Below are 25,512 nucleotides of genomic sequence, written 5' to 3' on the forward strand. Positions count from 1 at the left end.
AAAAACGAACGAAAAACAGTAATCCGAAAGATTGTGTTGAATGGATTGTCCGAAAATTTCGATAATTACGCCTGTTTTTAACGGCGCAAAAACTATTTCAGATACATTAGCATCTGTTTCAATGCAGTCATATAAAAACATTGAACATATAATTGTCGATGGATTAAGCACAGATAAAACAATTGACATTGTAAAAAAGTATGAAAATAAAAATATGAAAATTATTTCGGAACCCGACAGCGGAGTGTATGATGCTCTGAATAAAGGCGTTAAACTTGCTTCGGGCGACATTATCGGTATCCTGCATTCGGACGATTTGTATGCCGATAAAGATGTCGTATCTAAAATATCCGAGCATTTTTCGGATATTTCTACAGACGGAGTTTATACCGATTTGGTTTATGTTCAAAAAAAAGATACAAATAAAATTTTCAGGCATTGGGAAAGTTGTGATTTTTGTCCCGACTTATTGAAAAAGGGATGGATGCCGCCTCACCCGACTGTGTTTTTGCGAAAATCAATATACGAAAAGCTCGGAGATTTTGATACTTCCTATAAAATAGCGGCAGATTATGATTTTATGTTGCGAATATTTTCTACCGGCGCCAATCTTAAATATTTACATTTTATTTCTTATAAAATGCGAGCGGGCGGAATGACAAATCGAAGCATTTCTAATATTATTTGCAAAAGCAGAGAGAATTTAAGAACGTTCAAAAAATACAATATCGGAAGTTTCAGCGCATTGTTTTATAAAAATTTCTCAAAAGTTGAGCAGTTTTTTTGAGGAAATGCGAGCGGTTATCTTACAAATATTTCCTGTAAATTTCGCTGTATTTCTCGGCGACTTTTTCCCATAAAAAGTTATTCAGAATAAATTCTTTCATCTTTTTTTGCTCGTTGCCGTTGCGGTTTAGCGCGGTTGTTATTCCGTCGGCAATGGAATTTACGGAATATGGGTCTATGTAAATTGCATTTTCGCAAAAATAATCTTTGGTGCCGCCTACGGCTGTTGTTATGACTTCGGCGCCCGCCAAAGCCGCTTCCATACTTGCAAGTCCGGGTGTTTCGAGCCACGAGGGGAGCGCAAAAACCTTTGCCGCCGCGTATGCGCTTGCAAGCATCGGGTCTTCGTGATCCATCATTCCTATGTATTTTATCTGCGGATATTTCTCCAATTCGGTTTTGCACTGTTTTCCGTAATCGCTTTCGGTGTGAAACGAGCCGATAATATACGACGGATGGTCGATTTTTCCGAGCGCTTTTATGAGATTTAGTCCGTTTTTGCGTTCGGGTCCGAGCATTGTGACCGACAGAATTATGTTGTCGTCGCCGTATTTTTTCTTGAATAAATCGGGGGTTGCGCTTGCGAATTTTTTGTCCACGCCGTTTGGAACGACCGTTATTTTGTTGTCGGGGATTTTGAATAATTGCTGAATTTGTTGTAATTCTGCGCTTGTATTTGGCATTACCAAGTCGGCGTTTTTCATAATTGCGCAATCGTAATCGAAAACCGAATTTGTTCCTTTATCAAAACGCGAAATAAATTTTGTAATTGTGCGAATACCTGCAATTTTCCACGCAGGATGGCGGGTGTAAAAAATAGACGAAAGTAGCTGCGGAATATTTCTTTGGTAAAGCGTGCGCGAAAGGTCGAATAATTCAAAAGCCGACGAAAAAAGATGAAACGCCCCGACTTCTTGCGGTTTTAAAGTCTCCCAAGTGTTATATATTTCGACGGGCAACCCGATTTCGCGGCAAGCCGACAGCGTCTTTTTAGCCTGCGTGGCAAGTCCCCCGCAAACAATCCCCGAAGAGTTGATATTAGCTAAATATATTTTTTTCGCCATTTGATTTTTCTACGCTGTTTGCAGTCCGCCGCTGTTTGCTAAATGCTTTGCTTCGATAATTTTGTCAAGTTTAGGCGCTATCAGGATACCTAAAAATCCCATAGTTGTAAGCACAATAAGAACAGCAAACGCCCCCGACCACATTCCCGTTGTCATAGACGCCCACATCTCCGAAAAAAATTCCATAAATTACCTCCTGATTGAATTCGATAAAAATCTAAAAAATACACCCAAAACCGCAAAAAAAGCAAAGAAAATAATTCCGATGCGAAAATCTGCGTCTGAAATCGTGTAATTAAACATACTGGGAAAAACCCTGCCTGCAATTACACCCGCGCCTATAAACCCTGTAGCACCATAAAAAAACAGCGCAAGGTCATTAAAAAACACACTGCTAAAACTCTTCATATAAATCATCTTCTCCGTTGTTTCCGTTATCAGTCCTCCCTGAAACCATAAAATACCTTTTCTCCAAAATAAATAACGGAAAAAGAATGTTTTTTTGCTAAAAAGCACTATAATCATCATTTCTTTAATCTTTACTTTTTCGCAAATATTATTTTACTGTTTAAAAAGGAGGTGGTTTTGGTAGCAGTATTGGAAACAGAGAATAAAAATAACTTACAGCTTGTAATAAAAGTAGCAAGACAATTAGGCATAGTTGTCCGCCGTCAAAGAAAAAGACTTGCCGTAAACTACAAAAACCCAAGTCCGAGTAATGACCCTTGGTGGGATATTCCCGAAAATTATTCGGAGGTCGTAAAAAGGGTTAATGCGTTGGAAAACGGAACTGCAAAACACGTACCTCTTGATGACAGCGAATTACAAGCGATTTTTGCAAGGTGCCGCGCATAATGAAATACATTGTATTGCTTGACGAAAAAGCAAAAAAAGATATTGCTGAACACGAAAGAAGCGGAAATAAAGCAATCGTAAGAAAAATAGAAAGTTTGTTATCGGAATTACAAATCCACCCCGAAAGCGGAACAGGAAAACCGGAACGCTTGAAATTTAACAAATCCGGCTTGTGGTCTCGCAGGATAAGCGGAGAGCATCGGCTTATTTATGCTATTGAAGCAAATATAATAAGCATAATAGTTGTTTCGGCAAAAGGGCATTACGAATAACATAAACAAAAAATCAACGCTTCTGTAGAAAATAATCCCCCAAAACCCCCACAAAACACTCCCCAAGACGGACTTTCGTCGCCTCTTCCGCAAAAACCCGCGAAGTTTTACGCGCGCCCGTTCTTTTGGCAGGCAATAATTGCCGAAAACACGGAAAAAATTTCTTAATTTCATTAAAAAATACTTAAAATCTTATTTTCCTCTTGATTTTTTCAGGATATAACCTATATTATGTACGAGGGTTGACGGGGTTTTAAGAGGTTTTGCAGTTTTCTGCAAATGGTGTTTTGGCGGCTCTAACCTTAGGAAAGTGGGCATTGTAATGAAAAAACTCGGTTTGAAATTACACACGTTCTTATTAACGCTTGTCATTTTGGCAGGTGTCTTTCCTGTATTCGGGCAGTTTCCAGCGGTTCCTGCCAATGCAGTTCCGTGGGGAACAGGTGCTAGTCCTTCTTCTTCCGCTCCTTGGATAATAATGACTGCAGACCAATTAAATCAAGTGCGAAATCATACAAGTGGGCATTTTGTGCTTGGGGCTAACATAAATCTTGCTACTACTCATAATCCTTGGACGCCAATTCCTACATTTACAGGTACGTTTAACGGCAACGGTCATATTGTCCATAATGTTAATATTATAGGTGATAGACAGATAGGCTTTTTTGGTATTTTAGGTAATGGTGGAAGAGTAGAAAATCTTGGGCTTAATAATGTTGCTGTTAGTGGGAATTCTGAGCTCGGTGGATTAGTTGGAGATGCTTTGGGTGGGGCTCATATTGTAGGATGTTTTATTACAAATGGAAATATAATAGGTAGTACTTGGGCTGGTGGATTGGTTGGGAATAACGCAGGCTCAATTAATAATAGTTTTTTTGAGGGAGCAGTTAGAAGTATAGGTGGTGCGGGCGATTGGGTGTCGGGCATTGGCGGATTGGTAGGACAAAGTGCGGGACCAATTCTTAATAGTTACGCCAATGCAACGGTGACTTTAAGCCCCGGCTCAACTTTGCATGTAGGTGTAGGTGATATGGGCGGATTAATAGGAAATAGCGTTGGTGGTACAGTTACTCATAGTTATCATAATAGTGCCAATTTGGCTGGCGGGACTGGGGAATTTAGGGCAGATGCTGATATGCGAAACTTGCCTAACAGTAGTTTCCCTAATTGGGATTTTGCTCTTGACAATCCAGATGCTTGGGCAAGAAATTCGGGAATAAATGATGGCTTTCCGTTTTTACAAATATTTGGAATAAGAGGAAATTTGCCTTGCGGACACGTTTGGGGAGAGTGGGGAGCTCCTGTGCATACTCCTGCTACTTGTACTGCTCCGGGGGGTAATGTCAGTGCGAGATATTGTACATTAGTAAATTGCGGAACAACTCCCAGGGGAAGGCAGACAGAAGTGGTTGGTGCGCCTCTTCTACAGCTTCCTCCGACATCTGTAGCCAGACCGACTTTTGCGGCAAATCAGACGTTTCCTTTTGGTAGCTCTCATACGGTGGAGATAACTCATAATCAGCCGAATTGGGAATATCATTATGCGGTAAGCGGAACTACAACCTCAAGTGCGGTGGGAGCTCATACTACTACAATTTCTTTGACCTCTCCTATGGCTGTCCCTGATTGTCGCCAGTGGGACGGTGGTGGAACAGGCGATATTACAATTACTTGGGAAATAACGCGAGCAACAGGTTCGGGAACTGTCAGTGTTGCAGGTTGGACTTTTGGTGATGTGCTTGATAATATTCAAACTCGTCCGCAAGTAGCCGGAACGCCGCAGAGTTATACAGGAACTCCCGTAATTACATTCAGAAGAGTTGGGACTACCGAATGGTTGCCGTGGAATGCCACTAATATAAGTACTACAACTGCCGCAGGTGATTATGAAGTTCGCGCGGTTTTTCCGCAAACTACAAATCATAACTCACACGAAGCGATGAATACCTTTACTATCGCCCGCAAAGAAATCGCTCCTCCGACGGCTAATACGGGACTTATTTTTAATAACGCTGTGCAAACGGGTGTTAATACAGGTACAGAATTTTCTCTTACAGGAAATACGGCAACAAATGCAGGTAATCATAGCGCTACAGCTACTTTGGACGCTAACCATCAGTGGAACAGTGGCGATAATCGTACGCAGGCGCGGAACATACCGTGGAGCATTGCGACGCGAGAACTTACGGTTACGGCGAGTAGCCATAACATACAATTCGGTGCGGCTCTTCCTAATAATTTCACTGTTGAAATTACGGGATTTGCAACGGGGCATAATATTGACAATATAGGTCTGACAGGACACCCTTTGTTGCAGACGGTGTTTACTACTGCAAATACTGTTGGTGGCTTGGCGTATTCAGCGGGTAGTCCAGTGGGAACTTATAATATAACTCCGAATGTATCAGACTTGGCGGCTACTAACTATAGGTTTACTCCCGCAAACGGAACGTTGACGGTTTCCGCCAGACCTATAAACGACGCTTCTGTGGCCATTGCCATAAATGTTTCAAGTACGCATACTTACACAGGCGTTGCTCTAACGCCGACTTATACCGTTACGGCAACCATAGACGGAACGCAGAGAACGTTGGAGCGGAATACGGATTTTACTTCGGCTTATACTAATAATACAGCTGCGGGAAATGCAACCATAACAATTACGGGAATTGGGAATTATGCAGGCGGAGAAAGAACTCAAACATTTAATATTGCTCGACGTCCTTTGACTATCAGCGGTTTTAATATTACCAAGCAATTTGACGGATTAAACACGATTGTAGGAGGATTTGGTACGCTTGTATTTACAGTCGGAGGTGAAAACGGGCTTCAAAACAGTGAAACGGCAAATGTCGCTTCTACAGTGGTTACAGCAACATACGGCGGAAATCTTGTTAACCCTGCACATCCGATTACTTTCAGCGGCAATTTTACAATGACGGGTGGTACTGCAAATTCAGCAAACTATATAATTACACAACCGACGGGTATAACGGGAGCGATTACTCTTTTTGCGCCGAATGCGCCACCTGTGCCAAGACATAGCTCGAGCAGTACGCCGCACCATATTTCCGATAATCCCAATTCAATTACGATTATTGTGCCGTTAAACGCGCCCCACACAGCAACGCCTATGTCGCTTGTTCTTGAATACGGTATTAGCAATTCTGCTGCTACTCCTCCGACAAGTTGGCAAGACGGATTGACTTTTGACGGCTTAGCGCCTAATACCGAATATTTCTTCTTTGCGCGATATAAAGCGAACACTGAAAAAAACTCTGTGTCGTTGGCTTCTACGGCGTTGTCGGTACGGACGGCAGACCTCGGTATTACTATAAATCCGCAACCTGCTTCTGCTACACCGGTTATTTTTGGAGCTATAACAAGCAGTTTGACTGTAGGGGCGACGGCTAATGGTGCCGCTGATTTAACTTACCAGTGGTTCAGAAATACAACGAACAGCAATACGGGCGGTACACCGATTTTGGATGCGACGGGAACAACGCTTAACATACCGACAAATCTTATCGCAGGGCAACACTATTTTTATGTTGTTGTTACGGCGACATCTACTGTAGGAACGCGTGTTGTAACCCTTGCTTCTAATGTGGCTACGGTTACTGTTGCAAAAGCGGTAGTGACAAGACCGACCATTGCTACAGGGCAAACATTTACATTCACGGGTTTGTCGCAAACGGTTATTTTGGCAAATACTGAACATTCTGCGCGTTACAGCTTGACTACCCAAACTCAGACAAATGCCGGCAATCACACTGTTACGGCAACATTAAACGATCCTGCTAACTTTGAATGGGCGGGTGGTACAACAGATTTGGTTGGCGGAAATGTTGTATTGTCGTGGACTATTGAGCGTGCGCCGCTTACAATAACCGCTCCAAGCGAAACAATAACTTTCGGCGATCCCGTGCCGACTTGGACTGTGGAGAATTTGACATTCAGCAGTTTTGTGAATAACGAAACTCGGGCTGTTTTGGGCGGCACTGCAAATATTGCTACAACTTATCAAAGAGGCGACAATGTGGGCACCCCCTCAATTACTGTTTCCGGGTTAACCTCTACTAATTATAATATTACGTTTGTTCCCGGAACATTGACTGTAAATCGCAGAGATATTTCAGGAGCGACGGTATCTACTACTTTTAATCCGACTTTTAACGGCTCTGCTCATACGATTGCGCCAACAAATATTACGGTGACCCTTGACCCGCTTGTTAGCGGTTTTGAGTTTAATCCGTTATTGGCGGCAACTCCACGACCATTCAGTGTTACTGCGCATACTGATAATACTAATGCTTCTAACCCTCCCGCGTCTTTGGCGGGTTTCACTGTTGAGGGAACAGGAAACTTTACGGGAACGGCGTCCGGAACGTTTACAATTAACCCGGCAGATCCGACGACCGTAACTTTCCCTACAGGTTTATCGCTGACTTACGGAGAAACGCTCGGCAGTATTTCACTTGCGGGCGGCTCGGCTTTGGTTGCGGGAGAATTTGAATTTGTTGATCCTACGACTTTACCGACGGTTGCGCAAAGCAATAGCCATGATTTTCCGATAAGATTTGTTCCGACAAGTTCAAATTACGCAACAGTAAACAGCAATGTTAAGATAACGGTAGATCGCGCTGTGCTTACTATTACTGCCGCCGACAACAGCGTTGTTTTCGGTGCGGCAAATCCCAATCCGATTACTACTTGGTCGGCAAGCGGCTTTATTAACGATAATCAAGCATACAAAGATGGCGCGCTTACGGGTACTCCGTTAATAACTACCACTCGTACATCTGCAAGCAATGTCGGCGGTTATACTATTACTATTGGAGCAGGCAGTCTTTCGGCTGCAAATTATAGCTTTGAATTTGAAAACGCAACGCTTACGGTAAATCCTGCTATTATAAATCCAGCAGTCGATGTTACCACTCCTGCGGTTGCGGTGGCGCGTGGTACTGCAACGCCGACAGGTGCCGATGCAAGCAATTTCAGTGTAACCACAGAAACTTGGAACCCGAACCATAATCCGTTCCAAGGCGGTCAAACTTACTCCGTTACCGTTGTGCTTACACGGGCGGGGACAAATCACACATTTACAGGCTTAACCACAGCAACGATTAACGAGCATAATGCGACTGTTTCCGCCAATACAGGCAACACCGTTACGCTTTCGTATAATTTTACTACACCAACAGGCGAGGCTACTCTTGCAAGCATTGCCGTTCACGCACAACCGGCAAGATTGACTTACACCCACGGCGATGAACTTGCTCTTACGGGACTTATAGCAAGGCTTACTTACAACGACGGCACAACTCGAAATGTCGCACTTTCCGCTTTTGCCGCGGACAACATAACTACAGATATTGAGAACGGCACTCCGCTTATTCGCGCGCATCCGGCGGCGAACGCGCACCACGATAAGCCGATTACTCTTAGTGTGCCGAATCCCGGTAATGCAGGGCAATTTTTTACTGCAATTACGAATAATTTGACAGTAAGTCAAAAACAATTGACTTGGAATGTCGGAAGTGAAACAAATCGTGCAACAGCCAATCCGAAACCGTTTGACGGAAATACTACTGCTACCCACCTAAATTCGCCGTCTTTGTCGGAAATTGTTCTCAGCGATGCCGTAACCGTCAGAGTCGGAGAATTGAACTTTGCCGACTCAGCACCCGCAACTCACGCGATAACAGCGACAGGTTGGGGGATTGAAGGTGCTGCTGCAGGCAACTATTTGCCGCCAAACAACGGTACAGGCACGGAAAATACTCAGCCATTCTTTGCAAATGCGGAAATTACTCAGGCATCAATAGGCACACCCACAATTTTGGGAACAGTGCGTATAGGCGAGACATTAACGGCAAATATGGCTACCCATACGGGAACTACGTTTACTTTTGAATGGTTCCACGCAGACGTTTCGGGAGATCCGACGGGTACGGCTTTGGGCGCAGGTGCTACATACGTAATTAAAGGCAGCGATGTCGAAAAACAAATAGTGGTAATAGCCACAGCAGTTGAGGGAGGGAATCACAGCGGCTCTGCAAATTCGACTCCGACAGGTGCTGTTCCGTTTACCATAAGATTGGAGAGAACGGGCAACATAGAAACCGATGACGTTTTCTTCGAGACAACGGGAAATATGAACAATTGGGCGGCACACGGCGCAACAGTCAATTTCAATTATGTATTGGCGAATCTCGGTACTTTGCATAATCGTATTACTTACACACCCGTGGAATTAGGAATCAGCCAAGTTTCTGCAGCGGGTTCGGGAATATCTCCTTATACTGTGGATCGGGCTCACGCGGATGCGGGAATAATAACCATTACGGCAACATTCTCTCACGAGCACTCAGTAACTTGGCACTACGACGGCGGAACTCCTGCGCCGACGCAAGCCACGGTCGATCACAACGGCACAATAGCCGCACCTGCGAATATTACGAAAACTGCCCATACACACGGTACTTACCGTTTTGACGGTTGGTTTGGTAATTCGGCGATGACAGGTACTGAGATAACATTCCCGATACAAAACGTAACTGCAGCAACCAAGCTTTGGGCGAAGTGGACACGTCTTTACAACCTTACGGTGACAGCAGCGGGTTCAAACGGCACTGTCGGTGGTACGGCGGCGGGGGCTTATATTGCCGATTATTCTGTCAATATAACTGCGACACCGAATGCAAACTATAGATTTGTAAACTGGACTGTTACGGGAATAACACCACCTCTTGCGGAAGCAGCACTTACCGCAAGTCCGCTGACATTTGGTATGCCGACGAATGCAGTTGCCGTGACTGCGAATTTTGCTCTGAATAATCACACTATAACTTGGAATCATAACAATGCAGCAACTTCGCCTGCAGTTATTACTACAACGACAGTTGAACACAACGGCAATATAGCAGCAGGTGAGACCGCGACAGCGAGAACGGGCTGTGAATTTGTCGCTTGGTTCAGCAATTCAGATTTAGCAAATGCGAACAGAGTAACATTCCCTGTAAACAATATTACTGCCCCGCGCGAATTCTGGGCAGGTTGGAGAGGAATTTCGCTTACGCAAACCACACAGACCTCGCTGCTTTCGCCTCACGATTTCGGTAAAGAGGATTTCAACTATGCTCCGATAACGCCGTTAAGCATAACAATTACCAACTTGGGTAATTTGCCGACAGATGATTTGACGGTTGAATTGAGCGGCACAGGCGCAAGCAGTTTTACATTGTCTACTCTGACAATTTCGAGTATTGCCGCCGACGGTACGCCAACATTTACGGTAGTTCCGAATCACGGACTTTCGGTGGGAAAATATACTGCGACAGTCACTGTCAGCAACACAACCAACAATATTTCCGAGAAATTTGATGTTATTTTTGAGGTAGAGGCAATTGTTATTGACGACCCTGATGCTCTCACCGTTGCCGCTTTCGGCGCGTTTACCTTTAACGGCGCGCTGCAAACACCACTGGGTGGAGCGGTAACTTTTGGTACTTCTCCTGCCTTGACTGTGCCGGGCTCTTGGAGTCCAGTTCGAAACGTCGGAGATTTGACTGAATTTACCCCTGCCCCCGACGGAAATTTCACGTTTGTATCCTCTACGGGAGTAACGCTTAGCAAAGATCCGAAAATGATCCAGCGGGATATTGCACTTGCCGATATTGCCACAATATCTTCCGTAAGATATACAGGAGCGCAACATACGCCTGCGCCGACGGTAACCGATAATGTTGATGTAGGCGGAACGCTTACCAATATTATTGCGTCAAGCGACTTCGATGTTTCTCACGGCGCTAACATAGTAGTGGGAACGGATATCGGAAGTGTTACCATTACAGCGACAACAACAGGAAATTACAGCGGTTCAAAAACAGCGAATTTCACTATAGAGAAAATGCAAGTAGGCGGCGGAAGTAATCCTAATGGAGACGATGTAATAGACATAAATAATCCTACCCACCCAGCTAACGTGGTTTTGCGTTTCCCGACAGCGGGAGACATTACTTATCCGGCGGCGCTTGGTACGGCAGTGCTTTCGGGGGCAATCGGCGAAAATTACGGAGACTTTGCTTGGGTGCGAAGCGATGCTGCTACCCATACACCTAATGTAGGCGATAATCAGTCGTTTGCGATGAGTTTTACACCAAATGCTTTGGGGGCGGCTAATATAAATTGGGCAGCTGGCGTTGCAGGTTGGAACGGTACGGCTGTCGTGCGGAATGTATCTGTAAATGTGAAACCTGCGCCAATTACCGCGGTTGGCGTTACGGGCGTTGTGCCTCCTGTTGTTGCGGTTGCGCCGAGCAATGCGGCAAATCGCGTTGAAAATACTTATACCGTGACTTCGGCGGGAGCTACTTGGGATCCTGCTCACAATCCGTTCCAAGGCGGAGAAGCTTATACCGTGAGCGTTACGTTTCAAGCAAATGACAACCATATTTTTGCTTCAAGCGTTTCGGCGACAATAAACGGAGAAGCTGCGACGCCTGTTTCTCGTGATGACGTTGCCCGCACAATAACGTTTTCGTATAAATTCAGTACTACGGATTCTCGCACGCTTGCCGGTATTGCCATCACAACACCTCCGACTAAGATGAGCTATGTTCACGGCGAGTTCCTTGATCTTACCGATCTTTCAGCAACGCTCAGCTACGACGACGGCACCGCCGCTCTTGTTTCTCTTACAAATTTTGCCGACAGCAATATTACGTTAAGCATAAACGGAGCAAATGTAAATTTAGCAACTCCGGAGCGTTTGGTTCACTTGCTTCACGATGATTATCCTCTTGTAGTATCCATACCGCGTCCTTCGCCTGCAACGGGTAATTTTACGGCTTCAACAAGCGATTTGACGGTTGCTAAACGTGGACTTATACTGTACAGCGCCGCTCATACCCGTGAATTTGACGGCGGCAATACTATCGGCGCTACCAATGTAGTGTTTACGTTTGCGGATTATAACACTACAACAAATACCGGCGTAGTTTCGGGTGAAGTGGTAAATGTAGCAACTTATACCGCCGTTTATACCTCCGTTGATGCTGCCACAACCACAATAAATGTAAGCGCTATAACACTTGGCGGAACCGCAGAGGGCAACTATACCATAGGTCAGACTTGGAATAATTTCTCTCTTATTTCTCCGACAACGGGCGGTTCGATTGGTATTACTCCCCGCGTAATTACAAGTGTGGCAATAAGCGGAATTACTCAACCTGTAAGAGACGCAACCCCCGTAGCTGCCGCGCCTACAGCAACGGGAACGGTTACCGGCGGTACTATAAATATTCCTGCAAGCGCAATTACTTGGTCGCCTGCGCATACTTCGTTCTTGTCGAATACGTCTTATACAGCAGGAAGCATAACGCTTACGGCAGATAACAACCACGTATTTGCAAGCGATGTTGCAATAACACACGCGGATTTGTCGGGAGTTGCTACAAACGGAGCTTCGATTACCCCGTCGGGAACGCCGTTGTTGCGAACCGCCACGGTTGCGATAGAATTTGTACAGACAGCGGGTGCGGTTATATCGATAGAAACACATCCTACATCTCGTCAGCTTACTTACGGAGGTATAACAGCGACAGACACTTTGGGAGTTGTTGCAACGGTTGACGGCGGCGCAGAGCGCAGTTATCAATGGTTTTGGAACACAACTGCAAGTAGTGTCGGCGGAACAGCGATTTTGGGCGCGACATCAGCAACATTTGCAATTCCCGATACGCTCGAAGTTAATTTGGACGGAACACCCGGTACGCATTTCTTCTTTGTAGAAGTCCGCGCTACTTTGGGGGCGACTGCACAGCGTTCAAATCCTGCAACTATAACCATAAATCCGAGACCGCTTACGGTTGCGGGAACTACGGTAACGCAGTCAAAAACCTATGACGGAAACGATGCTGCGGTAATAACGGTACACGGAGACATCAGCGCCGAATTGAGATTAGGCGACGTTCAATATACCGACCAAGCGACCGTGGCGGCAGACGTAGTCGGCGTTCGACTTACGGCGACGGCGACCTTTGCTTCGCCTGACGTGAACAATGTGCTTGACGCAAATACGATAACCATTACTTATGCTATTGCTGGAAGTCGTGCGCATAATTATACTGCGCCTGCGTCCACTAATAATACTTCGGGAAATATTACTCGTCGTCCGGTAACTATTACGCCGCACGCGGCAACTAAAGTGTACGGCGAAGCGGATCCGTTGCCTTTTGCATTTACTCCGAGCGAAACCATTATTGCGGGTAATACCCAAACGGGTGGTCTCAATCGTTATGACAATACCAATAATGACGTTGGTGCGTATCCTTTTATTAGGGATAATTTGTCTTGGGGAACTAATTACGATCTCACATTGGCGACGGGGACAGATGTTCCTGTGTTTACAATTACTGCGGCGCCGATTACATCTGTTGCAGTTATTGACGTTGTTGAACCGGAAGTTGCTCAGGCTCCGCAGAGCACGGCTAATGCGGTTGGAAGCACTTACGGTGTGACACCTGCAGGAGCGACTTGGAGTCCCACTCACAACCCGTTCAGAGCCGGCGAAACTTATACCGTGAGTGTTACGCTTTCGGCTAATAAAAATCATATTTTCCCTGCGTTGCCGACGGTTATTACGGGAACGATTAACGGTGAAACTGCAACGGTTGCTCGCACCGGCGACGGCACTATAAAGCTTGCGCGTGCAATTGCCGCTACAGGTACAGCTACCGTTACGAGTATTACCGTTGAAACGCAACCGAATTTATCTTACACTCACGGCGATAAACTTAATTTGTCGGAGCTTAAAGCGGAACTTCATTACGACGACGGCACAAGCAGAGTTGTTGCTTTTGCCGATTTTGGCGCTAATAATATAACAACAGATGTTGCAGACGATATTCAACTCATACGCCATACGCATAATAACACTTCAATTGCAGTGATATTTGATAACAGCGCGACAATCAGAGTAAATACAAATAATTTGACTATCGCCGCAAAAAATATTGCAATAACGGCAACGGCAAGCAATAAAGAATACGACGGAAATACAAATGCTACGATTACACTGAGCGCAACTCCGAACTTTATTTCTACTCCCGCGCCGACAATTACTCACACTTCGGCGACTTTTGACAACGCGAGTGTCGGTACAGGTAAAACCGTAACGGTCAGCGGGCTTTCGTTAATAGCTCCCTCTGATGCAAATGCGGCGATAGCAAATAACTATTCAATAACAAACGCTTCTGCGACTGCGACAACCACAGCAAACATTACCGCGCGGGAACTTACAATCCAGTCAGTTCGCCATACCAAAGTATTCGATGGAAGCACCACCGCAACAGGAGTGGAGATAATCTTTGACGGTATATTGGGAACAGATGAAGTCAGTGCAACCGCAACCACTGCGAACTATACAAGTCGAAACGCGGGTACCGTTGCAATGAATCTTACGGGTATCACTCTAACCGGCGCGCAAGCAGGAAATTACAGCATTGCGGGTACTTGGAGCGGAAACGTAGGTGTTCCGACCCCGGTGGCAATAACTACAGCAGGTATCACAGCAAAACCTATAAGCATTACCTCTGTTCGCCATACCAAAGTGTATGACGGCGGAGTTGACGCGGTCGGCGTAGAAATAACTCTCGACGGCGTGGTAAGTCCCGACGATGTCAGTGCAACCGCCACCGCAGTTTACACAAGCAGAAATGCGGGAACAACCACAATAAATATCAGCGCGGTATCACTCAGCGGTACGGGGTCTGTAAATTACAGCATTGAACAAGTTTGGGACGGTCTAACCGTCGGTATTCCGACTCCGGTGGCAATAACTACAGCAGGTATCACTAAAAAACCGATAACGATAACCCCCGATGCAAATCAAGGTAAAGAGTTCGGAACTGCGACAGATCCTGCAATAACATTTACTGTTTCTCCTGCGTTAATTTCTCCCGATGCGTTTGAGACCGGAACAGCATTAACTCGCGCGCCGGGTACCGCTGTTAATCGCTACAATATTGATATAGGCACGCTTGCAATAAACGACGGCAACAACGGCGACAACTATGATATAACCTTGGCGGAGGAAGTCTTTACTATTACTCCGACGGCAATAAATCCGGTAAGAGTTATAGGCGTTGTCGCGCCGATGAGCGATTCTATCCGCAGTCAGACGGCAGACGTGCCGAGCGGCATTACTAATTATTCGGTGCATTCAGTTTCGTGGTCGCCTGTTCCTGCAGGCAATATATTCTCTCGCGGCGGCGTTTATACCGTGCAAGTTGTATTGGAAGCGGCATCGGATTTCGTATTTGTAAACGACGCTTCGTTTGTGTGGGAAATAAACGGACAAACGGCAATTCCTTCCGATTTTACAACAATGGCTTCTCCTGTAATCGGAAACGCCGGCAACAGAGTTACGCTTTCGTTTACTTTCCCGGCTACGCTTACATACGGAATGACGGTTGCGCCTGCTTTGCTTGATTTCGGCGAGCGTCCTTTCGGTTATACTTCGGCAACAGTGCCGCAAGCGCAGCTTATTACGGTAACAAACACCGGAACGGGAGCGACAGGTAATTTGGATATAACCGTATTGCCCGCAGATTTGTTTGTAATAACGCCCGCTCCTGGAACTCCGGCAACATTCTCGGTAGCGGCAGGCGCTGGTCAATCCGGCACTATAAGCGTTCAACCGGCTATGGCTTTGGGGTATGGAACCCATATCGCAACAATAACGATTTCGGGCGGTTCGCACGACATTGCGGCTCAGACCGTAGAGGCGACTTTTGTGGTTGGTAAAGCAGACCCGGAAGTAGTTTTCCCCACTGATTTAACAGCAGTTTACTTGCAAAACCTCTCTAACGTTTCGCTTCCCGGCAACGGTACAAGCGTTGCTCCCGGAACATTTGTTTGGGTGGTGCCGGAAAATCCCAATGCTACGCCGATTGTGTGGATAACAGCTGATGCAAACGCAACAGCGGTTGGCGAAGTTGGACAGCAAACGCATACTTTAAGATTTGTGCCGGACGACCTTGTCAATTTCAGTTCGCCGACGTCTCCTGTAAACGTGCAAGTAAGCCCTGCTCCGATAACTTTGGCGCGGATAATGGCAAGCATAAATGTTGAAAATTCCGCAACTAATGCAACTGTTCCTTTAGTTGGCGACAAAGCGTCTAACGCGGCAACAATAGACGGCATAACTCCTGCGAACAGTTTTGTTTTCAGCGGCGTGTCTGTTGCAACTCCTATAGTGTGGACACCCGAATTAAGTCCGACGAATATGTTCAGAGGCGGCGTTATATATACTGCTACCGTTACGCTTACCGCGGGCGCTAATTTTACATTTAATGCTACAACTAACACACAGATTAACGGCAGTGCGGCAGGTATTACATATATTTCGGGAACTGTTGCAGGCGATGCCGGCAACAGCATTACCATATCGCGCACATTTACTGAGACCGGTGCCCGCACAGCCACAGACGGCGAAAGTAAGATTGAAATAGTCTCGCTTCCGACAATTATGTCTTACGACCACGGCGACGAACTCGACCTCGCAGGATTTACGGCGCGCATAACTTTCAACGACGGGACGTATATCACCGATATTGTTCCTGCGAATTTTGCCGCCAATAATATAACGATAGCAAACATCGGCGGCGAAAGTGTTTATGACGGAATGTCGCTTATAAAAACCATACACGACGATCAACCGCTTGTGCTTAACTGGCACACGCACACGGCAAATTCCAACGATCCCGACGATTTGAGAGCTCCCACAACTCCCGCGACTTTAACGGTGGACGAAATAGATGTCGGCGATGAAATAGAAGTGGCTTGGCTCGGTGCGCCGTTTATATTTAACAGCGAACCGCACCGCCCAACGTTTACAGTTAAACTTGATGGCGAAGAATTAACAGGAACAGCCGCTTCGCCGACAGCGACGGTTGCGGATACCTACGACTTTAGTTTTGAGTTCTCGAACAATATAAACGCTGCTTTGGCAACCGCTACAACAGCGCCAACGCTTACTATAACGCTGCGCAACAATTTCAGCGGCACGCGAGTAGTGAAATTCACAATTGAGCCGCTACCTGTGGTGATAACTCCCGCGAGCAATCAAGAAAAAATATTCGGGCAGGCAGATCCGACGTTTACGTTTGCGTCCGATATTCCAAACACGCCCGCAGGACTTTCCGGCAATTTTACTGCGGCAATCGGCAACACAGTGCCGTTTAGTCGTGAAACGGGCGAAAACGTAAGAGCTGCAAACTATCGCTTTGTCAATATTCAAAGTTCGGCGGCAGGAAGCAACTACACGCTTAGCTTGCATACAACGCCCGTTACTTTTGAAATCAAACCGCTTCCTGTGACAATAACGCCTAAAGCGGGACTGAACAAAACTTACGGCGAAACCGAACCGACATTTGGAACTGTCGATGATCATTTCACAGCGGACTGGTCTTCTACTCTGAATATTACTCAAACTATAGCAATGACTTTTACAGGCGGAATTGCGCGCGAAGCGGGTGAAAACGTAAGAGCCGCGAACTATTTGTTTACAGGACTTGGAACTGCTCCGAACGGCTTGTCCGCAGGTGATAATTTTGCGCTTAATTTTGCAAATCCGAGCAATATTGTGTTTGAAATAAAGCCTGCAGTAATTACAATCAGCGGCTTTAACATCAGTAAGCCGTTCGACGGAACTAATGCGGTTTTGGCGACCTGCTTAAGCAATCTTACGTTTACAGGTCTTGTGAACGGCGAAACTGCAAATGTAAATGTTGCAGGTGTTACGGCGACGTATAATAACGCAGAGGTTGGAACGGATAAGGCGATTACTTTCAGCGGTGCATTCGGAATGACGCCCGGCACAACAAATCCCGCAACTCCGGGCAATTACACAATAACTCAGCCGACGAATATAAGAGGTATTATCACAGCGGGCTTTTCTCCAATCAAGGGACCGCTTGAGGCGCCTGCTCCTTGGCATTACAGCATAACAGAACCGAATGCGAACGGCTGGATAAATACCGATTTTGTGATTACTGCGAGAACAGGTTATCAACTCAGTTTGACAAATACTGCCGATAATACCGCTTGGTCTAATACCTTAACTCGTAGCGCAGAAACCCACAACGGCAGTATATCGTTCTTTGTAAGAAGAACTTCAGACGGCGCGATTTCCGCTGAGGCGACCGAGACTTACAAAATAGACAAAACTGACCCGAGCGCTACTATTACAATAGATGCAACGGATATTACCTATACAGACGGTGAATTTAAGTATTTCTTAAAAAATACGGCTACCGCAACCATAAACGCAACGGATAATCTTGCTCCGTTGGGAACAAACGCTTCGGGTGTGGCAAAAATTGAGTTCCACACATCCGAAACACAAATAACTTTGGGTTGGAATGCACTTACTTGGACAGATGGAACAAGCGTTAATTTGTCCGCTAATTGGAAAGGTTTCATATACGCCAGAATTACGGATGTTGCAGGAAACGTTAGCATTATCGGCTCTGACGGAATTGTCGTTTATACGGACGCTGCGCCTCCTGCTACCGCAAACATAAGACACGTAAGAGGCGCGACTACTCCCGACAGTGAAAGAAGCGTTGCGATAACATTGAACGGCAACACGGTTGCAGGAATTGCGAACGACGCAACTTCATTGACATCGGCGCAATTCTCTGTAAATGCGAGCGGCGTAATTACGTTTACCGCAGATTATCTGAATACTTTGGCGACAGGAACGCACACTTTAACCGTATCGTATAATCCGTTCGGCGAGACATTTGTAATGGACGGCATTAACGTCGCTCCGGCAACGTCCGCTATTACGCTGACCATTGTACAGCCTATAACCATTATGGGCGACGATATAACATACAGCGGCAAAGTTTTCGACGGTAATACAAATGTGGTCGGAATAGTGCTCATAACGCCTGATATTCCTGTGCAGTGGAAAAATGCCGCTCATATTGTTACTGTCAGTTTCAACAGCGCCAATCCGCCTTCGTCATTCAATAATGCTGATGCAGGTTCAAGAACAGTTACATTTGCGGGACTTGCGCTTGGCGGTACACACGCAAGTTATTATGAGCTTACCTCGACAACTGCGACTAAAACAGGCGTTGAAATAATTCCTGATACTATCCGTCTTGCAAAAATTACGGTGACTGCACCTGCAACAGGCGTAGCGCCGAGCGATGCCTATACTATTGAAAATAGCGAAAGCGACGAATATGACGGCGACGAGCATTTCACCGTAGCAAGCGTAAGTTGGACTCCGGCGGATAATCCGTTTGTCGGCGGCGAAGAATATACTGTAAGTGTTGTGCTTCAAAGATTAAATGCAAACTTTACGTTTGAAAACGGCTTAGATGGTATTGTAGAAATTAACGGAGAAACCGCAACAAGTATAAGTATAGCCCCGGACGGCTTTACCGCGACATTGACATACAAGTTTGGCGCGACTACAGCTCCGGAAATTACTATCGGCACGCAACCGGTAAACAGAACGGTTACGTATGGAGATACTCACCCTGCCAATCTTTTGAGCGTTGCGGCGACAGTCAATAATACGGCGGCAACAATAAGTTATCAGTGGTATCGCTCCGAAAACATCTACCGAACAGGTACGCAAACTCCTGTCGGTACTAATTCTGCAAATTTTATCATACCGCCAAACACTGTGGTCGGGACATATTTCTATTACGTTGTTGTCAGCGCAGGTTTGGGAGCGGCTCCCAAAACTTCCGACGTGGCTACAATTACGGTTAATCAAAGACCGCTTACAATAACAGGTGTGAATGCAATTAATCGTAATTATGATGGTACGGATGTTGTTGCTCTAACAGGCGGTACACTGCAAGGTCTTGTCAATCCTACGTTCTATGTCGGCAACATTGCGGACTTCATCGGTTTCACGCCCGGCAACGGAACTGTGTCAAACAAAAATGTAGGAGACAATAAAGCCGTAACAACAAATATTACACTTACGGGAAGTAGCGCCGGCAATTACATATTAACTCAACCTACAGGTATTACGGTTAATATTACCGCAAGACCGCTGACTGTCGAATTTACTGCGGACGAGAAAATTTATGACGGCAACACATCTGCGACGATATTGACCCGCAGTGTTTTTTTGGGCTTGGTGGCGGGCGACGAAAATGATGTAGAAGTAGTCGGCGGCACGGCGACATTTGACAACAGAAACGTCGGCACAGCAAAAACCGTGACAGCTACAGGGTTTACGCTTTCTGGAACCGCGTCGGGCAATTACACGATACAAACAATAAACACAACTACCGCAAATATTACCGCTCGTCCGATAATAATAACTCCTGATGCGTTAATAAGTAAGATTTTCGGCGAAACCGACCCTGTGCTAACATATACGTATGAAGTCGGCGCTCCGCTTTCCGCCCAAACCCCTGTTCCGCCTGCTTTGGTCGGCGGCGATGCGTTTACGGGTGCTTTGAGCCGTGTCCTCGGTGAGACTGTTGGTGATTCACCTTATAATATTTTGCGAGGCGACCTTGAAATCAACGATGGCAACAGCGGTAATAATTATAACATAACGATTACTACGGGAATAACGTTTGCTATAACCCGCAAGTCAATCTATGTTCCCGTCGCCATAACAGGTTTAACTTATAACAGCACCCCGCAAGTAGGTATAACAACAGTAAACGGCGGAGTAGGTTATACCGAAGCAGGTCAAAGTGCCAATGCTCACACCAACGGCACCGCTACTGCCGCAGGTACACATACTATCCGCGTAACAGTTGACGGAAATCACTACTGGAATGCGGGCGCTTCGTTGGTATTGTATAGAGATATCGACTTTACTATTGAGAAAGCGGTACCGCAAGAAGGCGACCAATTTACGATACCGACAGGCTTGACAGCAGTTTTCCACGATCAGTTGTCAGTAATTACTTTCACCGGTTCTTATGACGGATGGGAATGGGTGATACCTACAGACCTTGTAGGCAATGTCGGCAATCGTGAACACGAAGCGACATTTATACACCCAAGCGGAAATTACAGCGCAATTATCAAAACTTTAACTGTAAATGTTATTCCTTTTGAAATAGTGATAACTCCCGACGCGGGACAACACAAAGAATTTGGCGACCCTGAGCCTTCAGAGTTTACGTTTGACCACGCTCCTGCTTTGTTTGGTGCGGACGAAACCGATTTTAAAACCAATGCTCGTTTGGCTCGCATTGCAGGCGAAACAGTGGGAACTCACGCATTTGCTTTGGGTAATTTGCAAGATGTAGCAGGTGATAATTATAAAATCGTAATGGTCGGCAATCCTGAAACATTTGAAATTCGCGGCTTGGATATAAATGACCCGAATATAATTGTTGAACCTATTGCCGACGAAACATTTACGGGCTTGGCGATAGAGCCTACTGTAGTTATCAGCCGAAACGGTACGCCTCTTGTTAAAGATGTTGATTTCACAGTAAGCTTCAGCGCAAATGTGGACGTCGGCACAGTAACGATAACGATAAGCGGTGCAGGTAATGTCGGCGGTGTTGTCGGTTTCAGTGGAACGAGAACAACTACATTTGAAATTGTTCCGTTGGTGATAACAATAACCCCCGACGCAGACCAATATAAAGTTCTTGGCGACGCAGAGCCTGCTGTGTTTACATTTACACACAACCCTGCCTTAATTGGTGCCGACGAAACCAATTTTGTTGATTACGCTTACTTGGATCGTGAGAGCGGTGAAACAATCGGTACTTATGAATTCACATTGAATAATTTGCAAAGTATTGCAGGTTCCAATTATGAAATCGTAATGTATGCCAATGCCGAAACTTTTGAAATCAAAGGCTTGGATATTGGCGACGGAAGCATAGTGATTGCTTCTATTGATGACCAACCGTTTACGAGCTTGCCGATAACTCCGATATTAGAGCTCAGTCGAAACGGCACTGCTCTTGTTGAAGGTTTGGACTTTACCGTAAGTTTCAGTGCTGATAACGTGAATGTCGGTATTGTAATTATAACGATAAACGGTATAAACGGTTTCAGCGGAACAACTACTACAACATTTAAAATAGTTCCGTTGGATATAGTAATAACTCCTGACGCGGGTCAAGAGAAATTGTTTGGCGACGATGACCCGACAGAGTTTACATTTGCGCACGCTCCGATTTTGTTTGGCGCAGACGTAACCAATTTTACGGCAAATGCTCGTTTGGCTCGTGTTGCAGGCGAAACAGTGGGCACACACGCGTTTATCTTGGGTAATTTGCAAGTAATTGCTGGCGATAACTATAATATTGTAATGGTTGCCGCTCCTGCCACCTTTGCAATTAACGGTTTGGATATTTCCGACGCGAGCATAGAGATTGAAGACATTGCCGACCAAGTGTTTACGGGTTTGGCGATAACCCCGACGGTTGAAATAAGCCGCAAGGGTCTCTCTCTTGAAGAAGGTGTTGATTTCAGCGTAAGTTTCGGTGCAAACGTAAATGTCGGCATTGTCTCGGTAATGATAACGGGTATCGGCGGTTTCAGCGGTGATACGACTATAACATTTAATATAGTTCCGTTGGAAATCGTAATCACTCCTGACGTTGACCAAAGCAAAGTTCTTGGCGATGCAGACCCTGCAGTGTTTACCTTTACGCACGCTCCGATTTTGCGCGGTAATGGTGGCGCAGACGAAACCGATTTTGCGACAAACGCTCGCTTGGAACGCGCAACAGGCGAAACAGTCGGCACTTACGCATTTACTTTGGGCAATTTGCAGGCGACCGCAGGCAACAATTATGCAATCGTTATGGTTGACAATCCCGCCACCTTTGCAATTACAGGTTTGGATATTTCCGACGGAAGTATAATTGTAGCAGATATTGCCGCCCACGTGTTTACGGGCTTGGCGATAACTCCGACTATAGAACTCAGCCGAAACGGTACGGCTCTTGTCGAAGGCGTTGATTTCACCGTTGCATTCAGCCCCAACATAAATGTCGGCACCGTAGAGATAACTATAACGGGCATTGGCGGTTTCAGCGGCACTACAACTACAAGCTTTGAAATCGTTCCGTTTGAGATAGTAATTACCCCCGACGCAGACCAAAACAAATTGTTTGGTGATGAAGACCCGATATTTACCTTTACGCACAATCCGACTTTGGTTGTTGCGGCAGACGAAATCAATTTTGCGGCAAACGCTCGGTTGGGTCGCGCAGATGGTGAAACTGTCGGTATTTATGCGTTCACTTTGGGTAATTTGCAGGCTGTTGCGGGTGCGAATTATACAATCGTTATGGTTAACGACCCCGAAACTTTTGAAATCAAAGGTTTGGATATTTCCGACGGAAGCATAGAGATTGCCGATATTGCCGCCCACGTGTTTACAGGCTTGGCGATAACTCCGACGGTTGAAGTAAGCCGCAAGGGGCTGTCTCTCGTTGAAGGTGTAGATTTTGCAGTTGCCTTCAGCGCTAATGTAAATGTCGGCACCGTAGAGATAACTATAACGGGCATTGGCGGCTTCAGCGGTGATACAACCATAACATTTGAAATACTTCCGTTGCAAATAACGATTACTCCCGACGCAGACCAAAGCAAAGAATTTGGCGAGGACGACCCGATATTTACCTTTACGCACAGTCCTGCTTTAATCGGAAATGACACATTTACGGGCGCGCTCGAACGTGTTGAAGGCGAGGCGATAGGAGATTACGAATTTGTGCTCGGTACATTAAGCGCGGGAAGCAACTACGAACTTGTATTGGCGGACGATGCCGCTACATTTGAAATAATAGATACTGCGCCGTGCATTCACGTTTGGGGCGATTGGAGCGATTGGGACATCATAACTCCTGCAAGTTGCGACGCTCCCGGAATGATGACAAGGGCAAGAGTGTGCGTTCATTGCGCTATCGTTAACGAATCTACCCGTTTAATAGCGCAACTCAACGGCGATAATTGCTACAACCTGCCGTGTATTCACGTTTGGAGCGATTGGAGTGATTGGTCTGTAATTAAACCTGCAACTTGCGAACTTCCGGGGATGATGGAAAGAGTAAGACTTTGTACTCTTTGCAGTGTCGTAAATGAGGTAGTCCGTTTAATAGCGCAACTCAATGGCAATAATTGCTACGATCCATCGCAAAATCGCGACGCTCGCGAAGCCTGCGACGGCGAAAGATACGGCATAGTGCTTGAAAACGCGGTAGTCAGAGATTCGGCGATTATAAGAGTTATTGTTCCCGAAGTCTCAAAGGCAAGGATTGGAATTTTTGACGCAACGGGTAATCTTTTGTTTGACAGCTCCAAGAAGTCGAGCAAAAAACCTGTATTCGGCGACGAGCATTATGAAATTAAGACTGTTTGGAATTTGTCCAACAAGTCAGGAAGAATGGTTGCAAACGGCACATATTTAATTGTGGTTCAGGTACGTGGCGAAAGCGGCAAAATACATCAGTATTCGGCAAGAATAGGAGTTAGAAGATAATGATTAAGATTATGAAAAATTTGCAGTGTTTGTGTTTTTTAATTGTTTGTTTTTTACCTCAGGCGGCTTTAGCGCAAAATAACCTTGTGTCGCAGGTTCCTGATGTTCGGACAGCAGTTTTTTCACAGCACGGACGTTTCGCCGTTCAACTTTTTTACGTTGACAGCCGTCATCTGGCACAGCATATAGTCGCAAGATTTCAGCAAGGTGGAAGCCCTGCTTATTATGTGTGGGTGCAAGACCCGCTCCCGACGAAAATCGGCACATTTTTTGCCATTCGCATAGGCGCCTTCGATTTAAGGTCTCAGGCGCAAAACTTCGGAAGAACCTATTTAACGCCGCTTGGTTATGAATTTACGGTGGAAGAGCGTGAAGGCGAGCAACTTGTCGGTGAAGATGAGGTAGTGCAAGTCGATACAATCGTAAATGTTAGAGACACATTGCACTTAGCGACACGTCTTGTTGCGCCCACCCAACTTCAGCCTGATTTAGCCCCGCTTTTATTCTCGGTGCGTCCCGAATTTGTCGCGGGAACTTCGGTTATGGGCGCGGGATTAACTTTTGAACTCGGCACACTCTACAATCACGGACTTTATTTTGCCGCCGAACTCAGCGGCGGCGGTGTGTATTACGGCGGAATGCTTAATTTAGGCAGACGAGTAATAGGATACGATAAAAATATGCGGCATATAGCGGGAATAAGCGGCGGTTATCTGAACGTGCGGTATTTGATAACTTTTACCGAAGACGGCAATAAAATAGACAATCATCCCGTCCGAAACCGAACAATGGGCAATAATCGCGCATTCGGCGGCATTTTCTGGAAAATACTTTCGGGCGATGTAAGAAATTTTGACCTCACCAACAGAGTACTGTTCGGATTTAAGGAAAACCCTGTCTGGTACTATCGCGAACCATCGAGAGTTGAGTGGAAAAGAGAATTTAACGCCGTTTACAGTGTCAGCATAGGATACACCTTTAAAAGAAGACGCAGTGCAAACGCGACGGGAGGGGAGTGATT

Annotated in this window: 8 protein-coding genes; 5 read left to right on the forward strand and 3 right to left on the reverse strand. The window is 45.9% G+C overall.

All coding sequences use genetic code 11. From position 1 onward, the window contains the following. Positions 1-40: 40 nt before the first annotated feature. A complete protein-coding gene (locus tag FWE23_04560; protein MCL2844708.1) occupies positions 41-787 on the forward strand; it encodes a glycosyltransferase in 747 nt (248 codons plus the stop codon). Between the two features lie 19 nt (positions 788-806). Here FWE23_04560 and FWE23_04565 read toward each other — a convergent pair whose 3' ends face one another. The 3 genes from FWE23_04565 to FWE23_04575 are packed head-to-tail and all read right to left on the reverse strand — an operon-like array spanning position 807 to position 2,258. After that, positions 807-1,850: a glycosyltransferase gene (locus FWE23_04565; protein MCL2844709.1), complete on the reverse strand. Its 1,044-nt coding sequence runs from the start codon at positions 1,848-1,850 to the stop codon at positions 807-809. Between the two features lie 9 nt (positions 1,851-1,859). Further along, a complete protein-coding gene (locus FWE23_04570; GenBank protein ID MCL2844710.1) occupies positions 1,860-2,036 on the reverse strand; it encodes a hypothetical protein in 177 nt (58 codons plus the stop codon). Between the two features lie 3 nt (positions 2,037-2,039). Then, a complete protein-coding gene (locus FWE23_04575) occupies positions 2,040-2,258 on the reverse strand; it encodes a hypothetical protein (GenBank protein ID MCL2844711.1) in 219 nt (72 codons plus the stop codon). Positions 2,259-2,435: 177 nt separating this feature from the next. On the opposite strand from FWE23_04575, the gene FWE23_04580 reads away from it, so the two are divergent. The 4 genes from FWE23_04580 to FWE23_04595 all read left to right on the forward strand — a co-directional run bounded on the left by FWE23_04580 (position 2,436) and on the right by FWE23_04595 (position 25,510). Continuing rightward, entirely contained in the window at positions 2,436-2,705 is a 270-nt protein-coding gene (locus tag FWE23_04580) for a hypothetical protein (protein MCL2844712.1), read from the forward strand. After that, positions 2,705-2,977 (forward strand): Txe/YoeB family addiction module toxin, encoded by a 273-nt coding sequence (locus tag FWE23_04585; protein ID MCL2844713.1) that lies wholly within the window; start codon positions 2,705-2,707, stop codon positions 2,975-2,977. The genes FWE23_04580 and FWE23_04585 overlap by 1 nt, the downstream gene beginning before the upstream one ends. A gap of 322 nt (positions 2,978-3,299) precedes the next feature. Continuing rightward, positions 3,300-24,491 carry a YDG domain-containing protein gene (locus tag FWE23_04590; protein MCL2844714.1) on the forward strand — a complete coding sequence of 7,064 codons (21,192 nt, stop codon included), beginning with the start codon at positions 3,300-3,302 and terminating at the stop codon, positions 24,489-24,491. Further along, positions 24,491-25,510, forward strand: a complete 1,020-nt coding sequence (locus tag FWE23_04595; GenBank protein MCL2844715.1) for a hypothetical protein — start codon at positions 24,491-24,493, stop codon at positions 25,508-25,510. Before FWE23_04590 ends, FWE23_04595 begins: the two co-directional genes overlap by 1 nt. Positions 25,511-25,512: the final 2 nt, after the last annotated feature.

It is taken from the genome of Chitinivibrionia bacterium (assembly GCA_009779925.1).
Taxonomy (GTDB): Bacteria; Fibrobacterota; Chitinivibrionia; order Chitinivibrionales; family Chitinivibrionaceae; genus WRFX01.